We start from the raw sequence: 20,152 nt of genomic DNA, 5'->3' as shown, positions 1-20,152 counted from the left end.
CTCCTCCAATTTAGTTAATTATAATTTACTCTTAGTTTCTATAATACTTTTTTCAACTTCTGTGAGCATCTTAGAATACTTTTCTACTTTTTCTTCTTCAGCCTCAACTAATTTTTGAGGAGCTTTTGAAGTGAATTTTTCATTTGCTAATTTACCCTTAGCCCTATTAAGTTCTGATTCAATATTTTTCTTTTCTTTTTCTAACCTAGCTAATTCTTTTTCGTAGTCTATTAGCCCTTCTAAAGACAAATATAATTTATAATCATCTTTTACTATAGTTGCTACATTTTCTAAACTTGAATTTTCATCGATAATTTCAATTTCATTTACCTTAGCTAATGATTTTAAGTTTGCAGATAGTTCTGAGAATATCTTCTTAGTTTCTTCATTAGCAGTACTAATAAACAACTTTGTTTCTTTTTTATCTGGAACATTTAGGTCTTTTTTCTCTGACCTAATAGAAGTAATAGCATCAATCAATTTTGATATGGCTTTTTCTTCATACTCATATGCATTTTCTTCCGAATATCTTGGATATTCAGCTAGTATGATTAGTTCATCATTGCCAGGTATGAATGAATATATTTCTTCAGTTATAAATGGCATGTATGGGTGTAAAAGCTTTAATATTTTATCTAAAGCAAATAGTAAAACTCCTAAAGCATTATCCTTATCTTCTCCTTCTTCATGCAATCTATTTTTAACAAATTCAATATACCAGTCACAGAATTCAAACCAAATAAATTCATACAGGTTACTTGCAACTATTCCCATTTCATATTGGTCTAAAAGTCTATTGGTTTCTTTTGCTAGGGTATTTATCCTTGAAATAATCCACTTGTCTTCTATGGTTAACTTATCTCTATTTAACTCATAAGTCTTATCTTCTTCCATATTCATAAAGATAAATCTAGAAGCATTCCACAATTTATTGGCAAAGTTTCTCTTGTCTTTAACTTCTTCATCGATATATCTCATGTCATTTCCAGGAGTATTTCCTGAAACCAAATTCATCCTTAAAGCATCTGCCCCATATTTATCAATTTCATCTAATGGGTCTATACCATTATCTAGTGACTTAGACATCTTCCTACCTTGGGCATCTCTTACTAAACCATTTAGGTAAACAGTATTGAATGGAAGCTTTCCAGTATTATATAAGGAAGAAAATACCATTCTAATCACCCAGAAGAATATAATGTCGTATCCTGTAATCAAGGCGTTGGTTGGGAAAAAGTATTTGTAATCTTCTGAATCTGTATCAGGCCAACCAAGCGTTGAAAATGGCCACAAGGCTGATGAGAACCAAGTATCTAGTGTATCCGGATCTCTTGTTAGCTTTCCATATACTTTTTCATCAGGTTTTTCTTTAGAAACTATTACTTCACCATCTTCAGTGTAGTAAACAGGTAATCTGTGTCCCCACCATAATTGTCTTGAGATATTCCAATCCCTAATATTTTCTAACCAGTTTACATATATTTTTCCAAATCTTTCTGGAATGATTTTTAATTCGCCCTTTTTATAGGCATCCAAGGCTGGTTTGGCTAAGCTTTCCATGGCTACAAACCATTGGTCTGACAGTAGAGGTTCAATTACAGTACCACATCTTGAACAGTGTCCAACTGAGTTATTGATTTTTTCAATTTTTTCTACAAGTCCAAGTTTGTCTAATTCCTCTACAACTAACTTTCTAGCTTCATATCTGTCCAAGCCAGAAAACTTACCATAGCCTTCTGATATGGTAGCATCATTTTCTATAACTACACATTGGCCTAAGTCATGTCTTCTACCCACTTCAAAGTCGTTTGGGTCATGGGATGGAGTTATCTTTACAGCACCTGTACCAAATTCTTTGTCAACATAGTCATCTGCTATTATAGGTATTTCTCTTCCTACTAGAGGTAAGATCAAAGTCTTTCCAACTAAATCTTCATACCTTTCATCAGTAGGATCTACAGCAACTGCCAAGTCACCCAGCATAGTTTCAGGTCTTGTTGTAGCTATAGTTAAAAATCCATCTGAATCTTTTAATGGATATTTAAAATACCAAATTTTACCTTCATTTTCTTCGTGGTCAACTTCAATGTCTGATAATGAAGTATTACATACAGGACAGTAATTAATGATTCTCTTATCTTTGTAAATCAAACCATCATCATACATATTTACAAATACTTCTTCTACAGCTTTTGAAAGGTTTTCATCTAAGGTAAAAGCAGACCTAGACCAGTCGGCAGAAACTCCTATTTTTCTCAATTGTTTATTTATATTTCCACCATATTTTTCAGTCCAAGCCCAAGCTTCTTCTAAAAATCCTTCTCTACCTAATTCTTCTTTAGATTTTCCATCATTTTTAATTTTTTCTACTACTTTTGCTTCTGTAGCTATAGAAGCATGGTCAGTACCTGGTAACCATAGGGTTGAATAACCTGACATCCTCTTATATCTAATCATTATATCTTGTAAAGTAGAAACAAGAGCATGCCCCATATGTAGATTACCTGTAACATTTGGTGGAGGCATGACTATTGTAAAGGGCTCCTTAGACTTATCTACTTCAGGTGTAAAGTATCCCCCTTCTTCCCATTCTCTATATATCCTATCTTCATAAGATTTAGGATTATAGTTTTTATCTAAATTTCTCATTTTTCCTCCAAATATCGTGTTCGACCTAAAATTATATTATCTGTAATTATATTATTTATAGAGCTTATAGTCAAGAAAACTAGCTGGTTTCCAATACTTTTATTTAAGCCATTATTTAGCATTTTTTATATGATATGAAATCCTTTTTCTTTTTTACTTTTATTTAATTTAAGTAAAATAAATAAATACTTTAACCAAAGATTAATGATATTATGAAAAAGTTATCATTTTTTCATTTTTTATAGACAAATTAATAAATTTTGTTATAATACTAATTATAAGGATATTAATTTTGGAGTTTGAAATGTATAATGAAAAGGTTTGGGTATTGTCAGATATAAATTCAAAGACATTGAATAATATTTTAATACAAAATTTCTTTTTACAAGAAGAGCAAACGAATATCAAAATATTCGATAAGGTCAATGATATTAAAGACTTGCATTCTTTTGACTTTTATAATGACGACCAAATTTTATACTATGCTTTCGAGGACAATTTAATGGCCGAGTATACGAAGAATCAGTGTATAGAAAAAGATATTAAACATTTAGATGTCTACCATCTTGTATACAAATTCTTATCTAGCGTATTTTCTAAAATAAGCCAGGGAGAAGAAATTGAACTTGTAATTAAAAATAGCTTGGAAAATAACCCTGTTGACTTCGCTATTTTAAATGACGATGGTTCCAATCCTCAGTCTATTTTAGAAGCAGACATAGTGATACTTGGAGTTTCTAGGACATCTAAAACTCCCCTATCTATTTACATGTCGAACCTAGGATACAAGGTAAGCAACCTTCCCTTGGTTCCAGAAATAGAGCTACCCCAAGAAATTTTTCAAATAGATCCTGAAAACATTATTTGCCTAACTATCAACCCAGATAGGTTGGTAGAAATAAGAAAGGAACGTGTGAAATCTTTGGGTATACCTCACGATTCTGGATATGCTGATATGGAAAGAGTTCTACAAGAATTGGAATATACTAAAAATGTTATAGATAAACTTGGATGTACACATTTCGATGTAACTCATATGTCGATAGAAGAAACTTCTGAAAAAATAAAAAATATTATGGAAACAAGAAAGGGGTCAAAATAAGATGGCGAAGAAATATGTTTATAGTTTTGATGAAGGTAACAAAGATATGAGAACCCTCCTAGGGGGTAAGGGTGCTAACTTAGCTGAAATGACCAGGCTAGGAATAAATGTACCATTTGGTTTTACAGTATCTACTGAAGCTTGTATCAGATACTATGACGAAAGCGAACAACTTTGGGACGATTTAGTAAAAGAAATAGAAGCTAACATCAAGAAAACTGAAGAAAAAGTAGGTAAAAAATTTGGTGATGATACCAATCCTCTACTATTCTCAGTAAGATCAGGTGCTGTTGTATCCATGCCTGGTATGATGGACACTGTATTAAACTTAGGTTTAACAGATGTTTCAGTTGAAGGTTTGGCAGAACATACAGGAAACCCAAGATTTGCTTACGATTCATATAGAAGATTTATTCAAATGTTCTCTGACGTATCTAAGGGATTAGATGCTGAAAAATTCGAAGAAATTTTAGCTGATGAAAGAGAAAAAGCTGGAGTAGAATTAGACAAAGATATACCAGCAGACCATCTAAAAGAAGTTGTAAGAAGATATAAAGAATTATACAAAAAAGAAACAGGTCATGATTTCCCTCAAGACCCTGAACAACAATTATTAGATGCTGTAGCAGCTGTATTTAAATCATGGAACAACGAAAGAGCTATATACTATAGAAATATGAATGACATAGCTCACGATCTAGGTACAGCAGTAAACGTACAAACAATGGTATTTGGTAACGGTGGTGACAACTCTGGTACAGGTGTTGCCTTTACAAGAGACCCATCCACAGGTGAAAATATTCTTTATGGTGAATACCTAATTAACGCACAAGGTGAAGACGTTGTTGCTGGTATAAGAACACCAAGTCATATTTCAGAATTAGAAAAACAAATGCCTGAAATCTATAAACAATTCCACGAAACAGGTGAAAGATTAGAGCAACACTATAGGGACATGCAAGACTTAGAATTTACTATTGATGATGGTACCCTATACATTTTACAAACAAGAAATGGTAAGAGAACAGCTCAAGCAGCTATAAATATTGCTGTAGACTTAGTTGAAGAAGGATTAAGAACTAAGGAAGAAGCATTGATGATGATCAATCCAAATGACTTAGACCAATTACTACACCCTACCTTCAACCAAGAAGCTTTATCAAAAGCAACACCAGTAGCTAGAGGTTTGGCAGCATCTCCTGGTGCAGCAACCGGATATATTTCATTCTCAGCTGGTGATGCTACATTAAGAAATGCTAAAGAAGAACCTGTAATCTTAGCACGTACAGAAACATCCCCAGAAGACTTACAAGGTATGGACTCTGCTAAAGGTATTTTAACATCTCGTGGTGGTATGACATCTCACGCAGCTGTTGTAGCAAGAGGTATGGGTAAATGTTGTGTAGCCGGAGCTCACGAAGTACACATCAATGAAAAAGAAAAAACAGTTACAATTGGTGATTTAGTATTAGGTGAAGGCGACATGATTTCACTTGATGGTTCAACAGGTAATATTTACCATGGTCAAATAGAAACTCAAGATCCAGAATTAACAGGTAAATTTGCTAAATTTATGGAATGGGCAGATGAAAATAGAAGATTAAAAGTTAGAGCAAACGCTGATACTCCACATGATGCTCAACAAGCTTTAGACTTAGGAGCTGAAGGTATCGGTCTATGTAGAACAGAGCACATGTTCTTTGCTGAAGATAGGATCAACGCTGTTAGAGAAATGATTTTAGCAAGCACAAAAGAACAAAGAGAAAAAGCTTTAGCTAAGATAGAACCAATCCAAGAAAATGACTTCTACGAAATCTACAAGGTAATGGAAGATAAAAATGTAACAGTACGTCTATTAGACCCACCTCTACATGAATTCTTACCACATACTGATGAAGAAATAGCAATCGTAGCTGATGAATTAGGTGTAACAATCCTTGAACAAAAGAAAGCTATCGATGAATTGCATGAAGTTAACCCAATGCTTGGTCATAGAGGTTTAAGACTTGCTATCACCTTCCCAGAAATTTACCAAATGCAAGCTAGAGCAATTATTAGAGCTGCATTAAGAGTAAGCAAAGAATTAGGTGTAGAAGTAGAACCAGAAATAATGATCCCTCTAGCAGGTGACCCAAGAGAACTTAAGGTTGTTACAGATTCAATAAGAAAAGAAATTGAACAAATATTTGAAGAAACAGGTATTACATTAAACTACCATATCGGTACTATGATTGAAATACCAAGAGCTACTTTATTAGCTGATGAAATTGCTGAAATAGCAGAATTCTTCTCATTTGGTACAAACGACTTAACACAAATGACCTACGGATTCTCAAGAGACGACGCTGGTAAATTCTTATCTCAATACCTAGATGATGGTATCTTTGAAAAAGATCCATTCCAAGTTATCGACCAAAAAGGTGTTGGTCAATTAATGGCTAACGCAGTTAAATTAGGTAAGAGAACAAGAAAAAACCTACACTTAGGTATCTGTGGTGAACACGGTGGTGAACCAAGTTCAGTAGCATTCTGTGATGACTTAGGTTTAGACTATGTATCATGTTCTCCATTTAGAGTTCCAATCTCAAGATTGTCAGCTGCTCAAAAAACAATTAGAGACAGACAACATAAAATGACAAGATTGGTTGAAAGTTTATAGGAACAAAATTCAAAAGTGGATGTTTAGATATTCTAAGCATCCACTTTTATTGTTTATTATCTTTATATTTAGTTGAAATTGTTTTTTTTTATCATATAATTTAATTAAAGTAGAAATATTCTCAAATAGATTATATTTTACCTAGTATAAACTAAGGAGATTGCTATGAATAATAAGTATAACAAGTTTGTAGATTATTTATTTATAACTACAACATTATTTAATATTATAATATTATCTATTATTTATTTTTGGCTTTATTCTAGTATGACAGTAAATAATGTTATATTAATCACTTTTATGGTTAAACCTATTAGTTATGCGGTTATCACATATTTAATCGTGTATAATTTCGATATAATAATTAAGCCAAAATTTGAAGATGATAAGCAAAGACGTCTCTATAAATCTGATTTTATATTTTGTATAATTTTAGATTTTATTGTAGTCTACTTTACTGTATATTTTTTAGCAAACTATGAAATTAACAATAATTCATTGGGCAAGGCCCTTTTAGGCTCTATATTGAAATCTCTTGATTACATTGGTTCATATATTTTGCTAAGAAAAAGATTTGATTTCATAGACAAGTAAAATAGACAAAATTGAGTTGTTGCGAAAATAAAAATTCGCAACAACTTTTTTGTATGTGAAGATTGGTAAGGCTTAGGACCAAATAAGTTTTAAATTTGAAAAGTGATTTTTATACTTACAATATTCTAATTTTTGTAAGTATAGATTTCAAAAAGCGGATATAATACTTATTCTATGCTTAGCAAATAAGTTTTAAATTTAAAAAATAGTTTTAATACTTACAATTCTTTTATTTTTGTAAGTATAGATTTCAAAATATGATTTTAAAACTTATTCACATCATCTAGAAAATTAAATGCAACATAGCTACGATTTCCTTTTAAGAAAATATTGCACAAAAACACCAGAGACAAATATTTCTAAATGTCTCTGGTATAAACTCAACTTTTTGTGATAGTGCAAAACAATAGAAACACCACCATAAATTATTTATTAAGCTTCACAAGCTAAGCAAACTGAAGTTTGATAGAACTTTTGTGCTGCATTTGTTGAATGTTGGTAGTATAAGGTTTTTATTCCATTTTCCCATGCATATAGGTGTAAATCGTTTAATTCTTTTGCAGAAGTTTTTGGATTAACCATTATGTTTAATGATTGTCCTTGGTCTATATATCTCTGTCTTACACTTGCTTGGTTTATAACTTCAAATTGGTTTATTTCTGAGAAGGTCTTAAATACATCTCTTTCATGGTCTGTCAAGAAATCTAAATGTTGTACAGATCCATCATGATTTCTTATGTCTATCCAAACTTCTCTTTCATCTTTACCGTATTTCTTCAATACTTCTTTCAAGTATGGGTTTTGTACAGTAACTTTAGCTTTTGATACGTCTTTTACATAGTTATTTGACCAAATTGGTTCTATTGATTGGGATGTTTGTCCCAAGATAAAAGCTGAAGATGTAGTTGGTGCAACAGCCATTAGGGTAGTATTTCTTCTTCCCTTGCCCTTTAACATCTTTGGTTCACCATATTTTTCAGCTAATTTTTGGCTAGCTTCTTCTGCTTGGTCTCTTATAGTTTTAAATAAGCTTTCATTTAATAGACTTGCTTCTACTGATTCAAAAGCTATCATTTTAGATTGTAATAGTGAGTGCCATCCTAAGACACCTAAACCTAAAGCTCTATTCTCTAAAGCGAATTTATAGGCCTTTCTCATGAAATAAAAGGCATCTTGGTCTTCCCTATGGTCAGAATCTCTTAAATTTTCTAATTTTTCTAAGAAATCATCCATTACTGCATCTAGGAAAAATATCATAGTCTCTACAGCATCAGTATCCTTCCATTCATCAAAATGTAAGGCATTCATAGAAGATAGGTTACATACAAATGACCATTCTTCGTTGTTTGGCAAGGCGATTTCTGAACATAAGTTAGAATGTGTGATAGGATAATCCTTATACCATTCAGGCTTGTTGTTGTTTACTGTATCGGTGAAGAATATATATGGATATCCCATTTCAACACGTCTTTGAAGTAACTTAGCCCATGTTCTTCTTTTATCCGCATCTCCACCTATCATACCTAATAGCCATTCATCAGATACTGTTACCCCATGGTTAAGATTTTGGATTTCATTACCTTCGGTACCTATTTCTAAAAATTCATCTATGTCTGGGTGGTCGATTGGTAGGTATGGGGCAAAGCGTCCACGTCTAGCAGAACCTTGGCTTACAGTATCAGTCATTTGTTCAAAAAGCTTCATAAAGTGAACAGCTCCTGAGGATACACCATTGTTAGTTATCGGCTCCCCTCTACCTCTAACATCTCCGAAGTAACCTGAAGTACCTCCACCATATTTTGACATCATTCCAACTTCACTTGATGAATATAGGATTCCACCCATGTCATCAGAAATATAGGATCCAAAACATGAAATTGGAAGTCCCCTATTATTTCCAAAATTTGTCCATACTGGAGTGGATAAGGAGTAATATCCCTTACCTAGGTAACCATAAAACTTGTCAGCAAAGCCTTCAATTCCTAATTTGCTTTCAGCTACTTCTGCTATTTGTCTCAATCTTTCTTCAGCTGTTTGTCCTTCACCTAAATAGCCACGGCTTAAGAATAGGCGGCTATTGTCGGTCAACCAATAAAAATCTTTTCTCACTTTATCTCCCCTAATGATTAAAATAGATCGTCTGCTGTGATGCTTCTTGATCTCTTAGTATAGTTAACAGATCTCTTTTCGAAGAAGTCAACGTGTTTCGTTGCAACAACTTCATCGTCAAACCAGTCTGTTTTCTCTACTTCTTTTTCATCTACTTCAAATATTCTTTCTAAACCTATTGCTTCTAAAGAATTATTTAGTCTATTTTTTATAAACTCTTCTACTGTATATCTTGGCATGAAATCTAAATCACCCTCTTCAAAAATCCAGTCCAATACTTCATGCTCTGATTCATAAGCTTCATTCACTAGGTCGTAAATATCTTTAGCCATGTCATCGTCAAACCATTTTGGTCTTTCTTCTCTGATAGTATTTATTAGGTCTACACCGAACTCTCCATGAAGTTGTTCTTCTTTGGATGTAGCTTCGATAGCATTTGAAATACCCCTAAATAGGTTTTTATACTTGTTAAATGACATTATGATTAAGAATTGACTAAATAATGATATGTGTTCTATAAATGCAGAGAATAAAAGTATAGCAATAGCATAGTCTCTATCATTTCCAGTCCTTGCGTATTCATTGTGTTTCCTTAAATAGTTAACACGTCTATTTAAGGCTGGTATTTCTTCTATCTTTTCAAATTCATTATTTAATCCCAAGATTTCTAGTAAATGAGCATAGGCATCACTATGTCTAACTTCTGATTCAGCAAAAGTATGGCCAACATTAGCAAGCTCAGGTTTTGGAAGTCTCTTATATAAGTCTCCCCAAAATTCTTTAACATCTACTTCAATTTGAGCTATAGCAAGCATAGAGTTTTTAATAGCTGTTCTTTCGTGACTTTCAACATTTACCTTATAATCTTGAATGTCAGAAGTATAGTTGTACTCTGTATGCAACCAGTATGAATGTTGAATAGCTTCTTTGTAAGCTTCTAACTCTGGATATTCATATGGCTTTAAATTTTTTCTAGGCTTAAATATATCTCTTTTTCTTTCATTTTTTCTTTCTTCCCTATATAGGATATATTCCTTAGCAGTACGGGTATGCTTATTAAGCATCAATACTTCTTCAACCTTGTCTTGGATGGTTTCAACATCTACGCTATCTTGGTCAAAAGCTTCTACCACTTGGTTAGCACTATCAAGTATATCTTGAGTAGTCATTTCTTCGGTTTCATGGTTAGCCTTGGTAATTGCTATAATAATTTTTTCTTTATTAAAATCAACCACTTCACCATTTCTTTTAACAACAGTCTTTATCATTACAAACTCCTAAATGTGTTCTAAGATATCATTATATTCTGCAAATTCAACTATTTCTCCATCAATTTCAATTTGAGGAAGTTGTCTATATCCTTTATTTATCAAGTTTTGACGGGCCTTATCGTCTTCACCTATATTTAACTCTTGGTAAGATATACCCTTCATTTCAAGCCATCTCTTTAACATTTTGCATTTACTACAACCTGTATTGGTATATAAATTAATCTCTTTAGACATCACTTCACCCTTTCTATTTTTTACATTATTATTATATAATACTAACCAAAAAATGAACTATAAGCAAATTAAAACTAACTATATTATATATTAATAGATTTCAGAAATAAAGCCTATATAGTGTTGCAATATTACAAGTAATACAATATATAGTTCTCTAATCATGAATTTGTCAAATGAATAATGAGTGTATATATAAATTATTAACCATTTTATAGTCGTTAATCTCTTGGTTATTTTGTATATATATTTTTTGGTTTGTATATAGATTTTAAATTAAATTAATAAGATTTTGTAACAAATAAAAAGACCCCTCAGGGTCTCTTTATCATCTTACTTCAAAAATTTTACAATACTTATATCATCCAATAATTCTAGCATTATTTTTTCTTCTTCTGAAATTTTACCTATATAGTTTCTTTCACCATCATTTTCCATAGGTTCTTTAACTATCTGAACTTCTCCAGAATAGTGTTTATAATTGTCATTAACAATAACTATAGAGCCTACTTCGAAATACTCTTTATCATATTTTCTAGGTTCTATAACTAAGTCAGGATCTAATCTTGACATTCTTGATCTCCACATCCATTCTGAATTATCTCCTAAAGACATGTGAGGTTCAAAATCAAATATAACAGATTTTTCTGTTTCAGATATGTCAGGGCAAATTTCAGGTTTAAGTCTTATTACCTTTAACTGATCTAGATTAATAGTTCCAGTTTCAACCAACATCTTTAATATTGGTCTTTCAGTGTTTATGTTATCATCTTTAACTACTTCTGATAAGGCTTTTAGTTCCTCTTCTGTAGCATAGGCATTTCCAATTAGAATATCATTTACCATGCCAGTTGCTAATAGAACCCTAGCATGTAAGTCTATTGGTAGACCTCTTAATCTCTCAACAGTTGGCAAGCCATCTTTCGAATCCCATACCCCATGAGTTTCGGTATTATTAGAACTTACAAAGGCACCTATATTTACATTTGTTAGTTCCTTCATTTCTTTATTTTTTTCTAAAAAACTATTCCAACTAAGTCCAGTATATCTTTGAGGATAAAAGTTATGGCATACCATAAATTCATCGCCTTTGGCACCTGCATCAACTAGTCCTTTTACAATTTTTGGAGAAGAATTAAATTCTATTTTAATACCATAAGGATTTTTTACTAGTTGATAATCTTTTTCCCCACCATAACTAAGATCCATTCTTAAGACATCAACCTTAATATCGGCAAAAACTGATAGATCATCTTCTGAAGCACCAAGTCTTTTGAATAGTCCTGGATTTACATCTAGGTCCACTTCCATATTATATTCATGGGCATATTCAATTAATTCTCTAAAATAATCTAAAACTTCCTCCTTGCTTCCTTCAACTGAAAACATACTTGAAAATATTCTCTTGAATCCATATTTTGAAGCAAGTTTTATATATTCTTTTATTTCATCTAAGGGTCTTAAATCTGGATATACTGATATTCCTAATGTGTGTGACATATTTTCTCCTTTCTTTTTACTTTTCTATTTATGTTCTTGTTCTGATAATTCTTTTTCAATTAACTCTTTTTCATATATTTTGAAGAATGGATACCAAACTAGCCACATTACAGGTATCATTAAGAAAGGCATTATTGCATTTCTCCAATCTAGTGTTGGCATAAATGTATTTAGCCCCATTGGTAAAATAGAGAAAATTAATATATGAGGTAAAGCAATTAAATTAAAGTGATATGCTAACCATAAGAATCCCATATAGACAATCGGTGCTAATAAGAATGGAATTAATAGTATAGGATTATACATTATCGGAAAACCAAATATTACAGGTTCATTTATGTTAAAGAAACTAGGTATAAGTGACGCCTTTGATACTGCTTTTATTTGCTTTGATTCACTCTTCAACCCCATTAAGACTAAAGGTAAGGTATTACCAGCCCCACCTACTACACCGTTAGCTCCGAATAAAAACACAGAACTAAATACCAAAGGTAAGCCTTGTGCTGCCAATTCTGAGTTTGTAGTATATGCTGTTATTAATGGAACTAACATAACAGAAAATATTACTGTTGTACCATGTATTCCAAAAAACCAGAAAAATTGAGCTAGTAAAATTATCACAACCATACCTAGTGGGCTTACTAAATATTTAACAGGATAACTTAAAACTGCAACAATTAAGCTAGATAATGTATATGCGCCACCAGACAAATATCCTATTAATAAAGTTAGTCCATACCAAAATATAATATTAATAGCTCCTGGTATAATAGCGTTAAATCCTTCTATAACACCTGTTGGTACTGCATCAGGCATTTTTATAACTAAGTTTTTATCTAATGCAAATTTTGTAATCCTTACTGAAATTAAACTTACTAATATAGCAATAAATAGACCTTGTGCTCCAAGATTATTTATATTTATTACACTCATTGATCCTGATTCATTTGAAACAGTTTGAATAGGTGCTGCAATTATAAGATAGCAAATTATAGAAATAAATCCTGCTTGTATAGGTGATCCAGCTTTAATTTTAATAGTATAGTTATAAGCTAATGAAAACGCCATAAATATAGCTATAATTCCCATAGTGTAGTGATATGGCATATATAGTAACTGATATATTCTATCTTCTGGTGTTATTTTAAATACTAATCCTGCTAAAGCAACTATTATCTGTATTACAGCACCTAACAGAATAATCCCCATATTTGATGACATACCTGTAGATATAGTACTCATAGCTGGACTATTTGTAAATTTCTCACTTAATTTCCTTAATCCTTCAATAAATTTACTATTAGCAAACTTCCTTAATCCTTCTTGCATGTTATCCTCCTACTTAATAATTGATTTAGCTTGTTCAACAATTGCTTCCGCATCACCTAAAGCGTAGACCATAGGCTCAATATTTTCTACTGGTATTGATACGTTTGATTGTATTTCATCTTTAGCAAATCCAATTTGTGGTCCTAAAAGTATACAATCATATTTTTCCCAAACATCACTATATGCTGATTTACCCACAGCTTGTATTTCAATATCCTGGTTGTTTTCTTTCCCCCATTTTTCGACTTTATTTACCAATATACTAGTTGAAAAACCACCAGCACATACTAACAAAATTTTCATACTACCTCCTTTTTGATTTTTATTTATTATATTTTTTTTATAACTTTGTTCATTCGAACATAAATTATTCATAATTAATTCACTCAACCCATTGACCGCTTCATCAGTCAATGTATATAGATCACTTGGAATATCGAAACAAATATAATTGTCAAATTTTATATTTTCAATAATTGTTTGTCGATATCTTTTAATTTGTGGACTTATCAAAATTAAATCATAACACCTATCTTCAATACTATTCTTTTCAGATAAATAAGTGGATTCTACAATAAAATTTAATTTTTCTATATTAAATTTTTCATTTAATTTTCTTGTTATCAGAGAACTTGACATTCCTGCTGAACATATGATTAAAATTTTTTTCAAGTTTAATCCTTTTGAAGTCTTTTATGTAATGAAATAATTTCTTCTGCCAGCTCTCTAACAGTCATAGCGTTCATTAAATGATCTTGTGCATGAACCATTAGAAGTGTTACTTCATGTTTTTTATTGTTAATTTCATCTTGTATCATTTGCGTTTGAACTTTATGTGCTTCTAAAAAACAATCGTTCGCCTTTTTTAAATATTCTTCAGCAATATCAAATACATTTGTTTTAGCTTTTTTTATAGCTTCCATAGAATATGTTCTTGCTTCCCCTGATTGGGCTATTATTGTCATTATTATATCTTCATAAGTAAATGAATCTTTCATACTCCCTCCCTCTAAATAATCATCATTTAATTATATTATTAAATGAAATTCTAAATTTGTTAATGTAATCTTTTTCATTTTCTATGAAAAAAAATATTATAAAAAAAAGAGCTTGTATTAAGCTCTTAAAAATTCAATAATTTATATATTTGTTTTTTATCATTACTTTCCAATATTAGATTTAAATAATTATCATCATCTAGTATTTTAAGCAGTTTTACATATAAGTCTTCTAAATTTCTAGATTCATTTTTTCCTATGGATAATAAGATAATAATTCTTACATCATTCTTACCCCAATTGATACCATTTTTAGGAATTCCTAAACTAATAAATGTTTCCTCAGTAATAGGTTTTATAGGATGTGGTATTGCCACCATCTTACCATAATCAGTGTCAGATATTTTTTCTCTTTCTAATATTGATTCATATAGTATACTCTTTTCGCATTCGTCAATATTTAATTCAAAACATAAGTACTTTATTAACTCTTCTTTATTTTTAAAATCAATATTTAGATGTATATCATCAGGATTTAAATATACATTTTTTTCTTCATTATCAAATTTTTCCAAGTATTTGTTTAATTCAGTAAAGCTATTTTCATCAAATATATCTGAAATAACAATATGAGGCTTAGATGTTTTATTGTTAAAGGCTATAGTTGATATAATCAAATCATAGTCATTAACATTATATTCACTTAAATTATAATATTGGGTTGTACCTATTATAGATATTTTGTTACTAAATCTGTTTTTTATTTTATAGGTTAATAACTGAGAACTTGCTAATCCAGTAGTGCAAATAATAAGTACTCTAAGCTTTGGGTTCTCTAAATTTAATCTTTCTATTGCAGCCCCAAAGTGAATAGTAAGATAGCCAATCTCGTCTTCATTTAATTTAATATTAAATGAATCCTCTATTTCTTTGCAAGAATTCAAACATGCACTAAAAATATTTGAATAATTATTTTTTATAGAATTTAAAAGAGGATTTCTTATTTTCATATTATTTTTCATCCTATAAATAGCTGGATACAAATGTGTTAAAATCCCGTAGAAAAGTTCTGTATCATCCGACAAGTTAATTTCTAAAGTTTTTTCAACACTAATTATTAAATCAGATACTAGTTCATTCATTTCAAGTTCATTCATAGTATCTTCTTCAATATCACTATATATTAATCTTGTTCCCATTAAATGCATAGTTATATAATATAATTCCTCTTCTGGAAATTTTATATTAAATTCCTTTTCTAAATCATAAATAATTGATTTTGTTATAATATGCTCTTTATTGTTAGAAAATCCCTTTGAAATAATTTGATTAATGTGTATACCTTTCTCTATTCTCTTCATAGATATTGCCAGATGCATAGTTAAATTATATAGGTCTAGATCTGATAGTTGAGTATCTGTATTAGAAATATTTTGTACTACAATATTATGAATAGTATTTATTTCAACTTTATCAAAATTAAATAATTCTTCTCTAAAACGCATCATCTTGTATGCATTAGTGGTATTATATATCAAGTCAGATATAGCTTTTCTTATATCAAATTCTTTACCCACTATTTTCATTCCGTGATTAGGTTTATAATCAAAATTTAAGTTATAATAACTTAAATCATTTTTAACTTCAATAAGATCGTTTTGAATTGTAGACTTACTTACAAATAACTCATCTATAATATCATCTAGTTTAATATAGTTATCCGCAAATAAATATTTTAATTTCAAATAAACTATTCTATCTTTTGGCTCATTAAAATTATATTTTTTAGGATAGATTAAATCCTTTTTTAGTTTCGTTACAAAAAAATTATTAGAAGTTAAAAATATACATTTTCTATCTTTTATGATAATTTCAGAATCATATTTTTTTAAAAATTCATTTAATGATTTTATATCATTTCTTATTGTCCTGTCAGATACTCCCAAGATATCAGCTAATTCTACTAATTTATATTCTTTATTTATCAATTCTTTTAATATGTTTTTTTGTCTATCGTTCATAATTCACCTAATTACATATTCAAAAAATTATTTTTTATTCCCTCTCCGCTAACAAAAGAGCTCCCATTATACCTGCCTCATCCCCTAAGCTTGGCTTTACTATGTATTTGTCTACATCAGGGTAAGTAACATAATTATTTATCATTTTTTCAAAATTATATTTAATACTTTCAAATAATTGGTCTTGTTTCATTACTCCGCCACCTAATATAATTATCTCTGGCCTTAAAATCAAAGTATAGTTCACCAAAGCTTGGGCAAGGTAATTTCCTAATATATTCCATATTTCATGGTCTTTTTCTATATCTTTTCCTTCCAGTCCATACCTAGCTTGTAAACTAGGGCCAGATACTAAACCTTCTAAACATGAACGATGATAAGGACAAACTCCTTCGAAATCATCAGACGCATCTTTTTTAATAAGTATATGCCCCATTTCTGGATGTCCAAATCCTTCGACAAATTCACCATTCACTATGGCTCCCCCACCTACTCCTGTGCCTACAGTTAAATACAAGCATGATGATAGCCCCTTACCACTTCCTAGTATATTTTCTCCTAAGCAAGCAGCATTGACATCTGTGGTAAAAGCAATAGGGATTTGATATCTGTCTTTCATGCTTCCAAGGAAGTTAAAGTTTCTCCAACCTTTTTTAGGTGTACTAGTTATATATCCATAAGTTTTTGAAGACTTAACAACATCTATTGGACCAAATGATCCTATTCCAATTGATTTTAAGTTTTTATAGGAATCAAAAAAATTGAAAACATCTCTCATCGTAGATTCAGGATTCCTAGTTGCTATAACGTTTTTATCTAATATATTTAAATTTTCGTCAGCTACGGCTAAGACAAATTTAGTTCCACCAGCTTCTATCGCACCATACATAAAAAGCTCCTTTCTCATACTTATTATAACATTATGATCAAACAATACTATAATAAATCTTTTATTAAGTTATTACTAAATAGCTATATAAGCATAATTGAATATTTTACATAAAAGTTATATAATTGATATGAAATCCTATTCCTACTATTATACCAAATGGTATCAATTAGGAGGAGTTATGAATAAAATTATTAAATGGATGGAAACTCATTTCATTCCAGTAGCAGCTAAGATTGGTAATCAAAGACATCTAGTTGCTATAAGAGATTCGTTTATTGCTATTATGCCAATCACAATGGTTGGTTCAGTAGCAGTTTTACTAAACGTATTCTTTAGAGACCTTCCAACTGCAGCAAAATGGACAGGTTTCGTTGAAAATATGCAGTGGTTAATCAATATAAACGGAATTGTTTGGTGGGCATCATTTGCTATTATATCATTAGCATTTATCGTTTCATTTGGTTACCACTTAGCAAAAGATTATGATGTAAACCCAATTGCTGGGGCTCTAGTAGCTTTATCATCATATATCGTGTTTATACCTCAAACTGCATCTTTTGAAGCAGAAATAAATGGGGTAAAAGAATTAGTTTCAAACTGGGGATTAATTAATGTAGATTATACAGGATCTGCAGCATTATTTACAGCATTAATTGTTGGTTTTATTTCAACAATGATTTACATAAAATTGATGCAAGCTAAGGTTACAATCAAATTACCTGATTCAGTACCACCTGCAGTATCAAAAGCATTCGCTGCTATTATCCCTTCAGTTGTAGCTATTTATGCATCATCAGTTGTGGCATATTTATTAGATACATACGCACAAATGCCATTGAATGATATTATTGCAAAATATATCCAAGTTCCTTTAATGGGTTTATCACAAGGTGTATTTTCAGTAATTTTACTATCATTCTTAGTACAATTGTTCTGGTTCTTTGGTATTCATGGACACAACGTATTAGCACCTATCATGGATGGTATTTACTTACCAGCAACAACAGCTAACGCTGAACACTATTTGAAATATGGTGCTGAAGGAATCAAAGATTTACCATATATTTGGACAAGAGGTTCTTTCGATGCATTCGGACAAATGGGTGGATCTGGTATAACAATTGGTCTAATAATTGCAATCTTTATATTCTCAAAAAGAGAAGATTCAAAAGCTGTAGCAAAATTAGCCGCACCAATGGGTATGTTTAACATAAACGAACCAATTACATTTGGTTTACCTATAGTATTAAACCCTGTATATGCAATACCTTGGTTGATAGTACCACCAATTTCAGTTGCAATAGCATACATACTAACTACACTTGGTGTAATTAGACCTGTAATAGCAGCTGTTCCTTGGGTATTACCTCCAGGACTATACGCATTCTTAGCAACAGGTGGTGACTGGATTGCTTTAGTTGTTTCATTAGCTTTAGTTGCCTTGTCAGTTGTACTTTACACTCCATTTGTAATATTAGCAAACAATATGGAAGATAAGGAAATATAACAGTCTAATGGACAATAAATGGAATATTTTTCTTATAGGAATAGGATTTCTCTTAATTGCAACGTCTCCCACTCAGGAAAATTACATAGTGACTTTATTGATGGGGATTTGTGTATTGATACTTTCTTATCTACTTTATAGGAAAGGAAAGAAGTAATAAATGAAGGCAGAAAAAATATTAAATCATAAGGCTGAAGATATTTTTAATTCTCTTATCGACTTTGTTTGTAAGGATTTAGAATTTAATGGATATAATGAATTTAATAAATCTGACATAAAAAAAGGTCTTAAGTACAGAAAAAAAATCTGGTATAAAAACAAGTATATTTTCAATAATGCTGAAATAACAGAATTTATCGAAAATAAATCATTAGAGACAAGTGTATACACATCCAGAGGAGATTATATAATTAGTTACAATCTCGAAAAAATTGATGATAATTCAGTCAAATTCATTTATGAGGAAAAGTTTAATAGCGATTCCTTCTTTAACAAAATTAATCAAAAATTGATGGAATTTCTATTAAGAAAAAAATTGAACAATAAATTAGATGGATTGTTAGATGCAATCATCAAAAATATTAATTAAAATATTGGAGGTCACGATGAAATATGAAGAAGACATTACCCTACTTATTTCTAATAGTGGTAATGCAAAATCATTAGCAATGGAAGCTATAAACGAAGCTGCTAATGGAAATTTTGATAAAGCCGATGAATACATTGAAGAAGCTAAGGAATCATTTTTAGAAGCACATAAGATTCAAACAAAATTAATTGGCCAAGAAATGACTGGCCAACCAGTGGAAATAAGTCTTCTTATGGTTCATGCGCAAGACCACTTGATGAATTCACTAACTACAAGAGACTTAGCTGTTCAAATTATTAACCTATACAAAAAATTGGAAGAAGGGAGGAAATAATATGGAGAGTATCTTATTAGTATGCAATGCTGGTATGAGTACAAGCTTATTAGTTACAAAGATGAAATCTTATGCTGAAAGTCAAGGTAAAAATGTTAAAATTGAAGCTGTATCTTTAGATGCTGCTGACGCATATGTAGGAAATGAAGATGTAGATGTAGTCTTATTTGGTCCTCAAGTTAGATTTTCAGTACCTCAATTCCAAGAAAAACATCCTGATTTGAAGGTTGATGTAATAAGCATGCAAGACTATGGCATGATGAATGGCGAAAAAGTATTCCAACAAGCCGAAAAAGTAGTTGAAGGATAATAAAAGGGGCTGTTGCATAAGTCCCAAACACAAAAAAGACGAGGAAACTTAAAA

Annotated in this window: 17 protein-coding genes; 7 read left to right on the top strand and 10 right to left on the bottom strand. The window is 30.8% G+C overall.

Annotated elements, in window-relative coordinates; genetic code table 11:
• Positions 1–18: 18 nt before the first annotated feature.
• Positions 19–2,649 (bottom strand): valine--tRNA ligase, encoded by a 2,631-nt coding sequence (locus tag Q0U66_RS01290; RefSeq protein ID WP_297376668.1) that lies wholly within the window; start codon positions 2,647–2,649, stop codon positions 19–21.
• Between the two features lie 304 nt (positions 2,650–2,953).
• Here Q0U66_RS01290 and Q0U66_RS01285 point away from each other — a divergent pair, with 304 nt between their 5' ends.
• The 3 genes from Q0U66_RS01285 (at position 2,954) to Q0U66_RS01275 (ending at position 7,004) form a co-directional block, all read left to right on the top strand.
• Positions 2,954–3,751: a kinase/pyrophosphorylase gene (locus tag Q0U66_RS01285; protein ID WP_297376666.1), complete on the top strand. Its 798-nt coding sequence runs from the start codon at positions 2,954–2,956 to the stop codon at positions 3,749–3,751.
• Between the two features lies 1 nt (position 3,752).
• Positions 3,753–6,410, top strand: coding sequence for a pyruvate, phosphate dikinase (gene ppdK / locus Q0U66_RS01280; RefSeq protein WP_297376664.1), 2,658 nt, complete (start codon positions 3,753–3,755; stop codon positions 6,408–6,410).
• 165 nt (positions 6,411–6,575) lie between these two features.
• Complete coding sequence (locus tag Q0U66_RS01275; RefSeq protein ID WP_297376662.1) at positions 6,576–7,004, top strand: hypothetical protein; 429 nt, start codon at positions 6,576–6,578, stop codon at positions 7,002–7,004.
• A gap of 432 nt (positions 7,005–7,436) precedes the next feature.
• Here Q0U66_RS01275 and Q0U66_RS01270 read toward each other — a convergent pair whose 3' ends face one another.
• From Q0U66_RS01270 to Q0U66_RS01230, 9 genes are all read right to left on the bottom strand, one after another.
• Entirely contained in the window at positions 7,437–9,113 is a 1,677-nt protein-coding gene (locus Q0U66_RS01270; protein ID WP_297376660.1) for a ribonucleoside-diphosphate reductase subunit alpha, read from the bottom strand.
• A 17-nt stretch (positions 9,114–9,130) separates the two neighbouring features.
• Positions 9,131–10,381, bottom strand: a complete 1,251-nt coding sequence (locus tag Q0U66_RS01265; protein WP_297376658.1) for a ribonucleotide-diphosphate reductase subunit beta — start codon at positions 10,379–10,381, stop codon at positions 9,131–9,133.
• A 9-nt stretch (positions 10,382–10,390) separates the two neighbouring features.
• Entirely contained in the window at positions 10,391–10,618 is a 228-nt protein-coding gene (locus Q0U66_RS01260; protein WP_297376656.1) for a glutaredoxin domain-containing protein, read from the bottom strand.
• Positions 10,619–10,951: 333 nt separating this feature from the next.
• Positions 10,952–12,118, bottom strand: a complete 1,167-nt coding sequence (locus Q0U66_RS01255; protein ID WP_297376654.1) for a MupG family TIM beta-alpha barrel fold protein — start codon at positions 12,116–12,118, stop codon at positions 10,952–10,954.
• 24 nt (positions 12,119–12,142) lie between these two features.
• Entirely contained in the window at positions 12,143–13,447 is a 1,305-nt protein-coding gene (locus tag Q0U66_RS01250) for a PTS transporter subunit EIIC (protein ID WP_297376651.1), read from the bottom strand.
• A gap of 9 nt (positions 13,448–13,456) precedes the next feature.
• Positions 13,457–14,119: a hypothetical protein gene (locus tag Q0U66_RS01245; RefSeq protein WP_297376649.1), complete on the bottom strand. Its 663-nt coding sequence runs from the start codon at positions 14,117–14,119 to the stop codon at positions 13,457–13,459.
• Between the two features lie 2 nt (positions 14,120–14,121).
• Positions 14,122–14,445, bottom strand: coding sequence for a PTS lactose/cellobiose transporter subunit IIA (locus Q0U66_RS01240; RefSeq protein ID WP_297376647.1), 324 nt, complete (start codon positions 14,443–14,445; stop codon positions 14,122–14,124).
• A gap of 125 nt (positions 14,446–14,570) precedes the next feature.
• On the bottom strand, positions 14,571–16,466 hold the full coding sequence (locus Q0U66_RS01235; protein ID WP_297376645.1) for a BglG family transcription antiterminator: 1,896 nt from the start codon (positions 16,464–16,466) through the stop codon (positions 14,571–14,573).
• Positions 16,467–16,500: 34 nt separating this feature from the next.
• Positions 16,501–17,373, bottom strand: a complete 873-nt coding sequence (locus Q0U66_RS01230) for an ROK family protein (protein ID WP_297376643.1) — start codon at positions 17,371–17,373, stop codon at positions 16,501–16,503.
• 163 nt (positions 17,374–17,536) lie between these two features.
• On the opposite strand from Q0U66_RS01230, the gene Q0U66_RS01225 reads away from it, so the two are divergent.
• The 4 genes from Q0U66_RS01225 (at position 17,537) to Q0U66_RS01210 (ending at position 20,098) form a co-directional block, all read left to right on the top strand.
• On the top strand, positions 17,537–18,865 hold the full coding sequence (locus Q0U66_RS01225) for a PTS sugar transporter subunit IIC (RefSeq protein WP_297376641.1): 1,329 nt from the start codon (positions 17,537–17,539) through the stop codon (positions 18,863–18,865).
• 160 nt (positions 18,866–19,025) lie between these two features.
• The gene (locus Q0U66_RS01220; RefSeq protein ID WP_297376639.1) at positions 19,026–19,454 is read left to right on the top strand and encodes a DUF3284 domain-containing protein; all 429 of its coding nucleotides are present in this window, start codon (positions 19,026–19,028) and stop codon (positions 19,452–19,454) included.
• A gap of 16 nt (positions 19,455–19,470) precedes the next feature.
• On the top strand, positions 19,471–19,788 hold the full coding sequence (locus Q0U66_RS01215) for a PTS lactose/cellobiose transporter subunit IIA (protein WP_297376637.1): 318 nt from the start codon (positions 19,471–19,473) through the stop codon (positions 19,786–19,788).
• A gap of 1 nt (position 19,789) precedes the next feature.
• A complete protein-coding gene (locus Q0U66_RS01210) occupies positions 19,790–20,098 on the top strand; it encodes a PTS sugar transporter subunit IIB (protein WP_297376634.1) in 309 nt (102 codons plus the stop codon).
• Positions 20,099–20,152 lie beyond the last annotated feature (54 nt).

The sequence above is a fragment of the uncultured Helcococcus sp. genome (assembly GCF_946998255.1).
In the GTDB taxonomy this organism is placed as follows: domain Bacteria; phylum Bacillota; class Clostridia; order Tissierellales; family Peptoniphilaceae; genus Helcococcus.
Note: the sequence above shows the minus strand (reverse complement) of the source record. Positions and strands in the feature narration are given on the sequence as shown.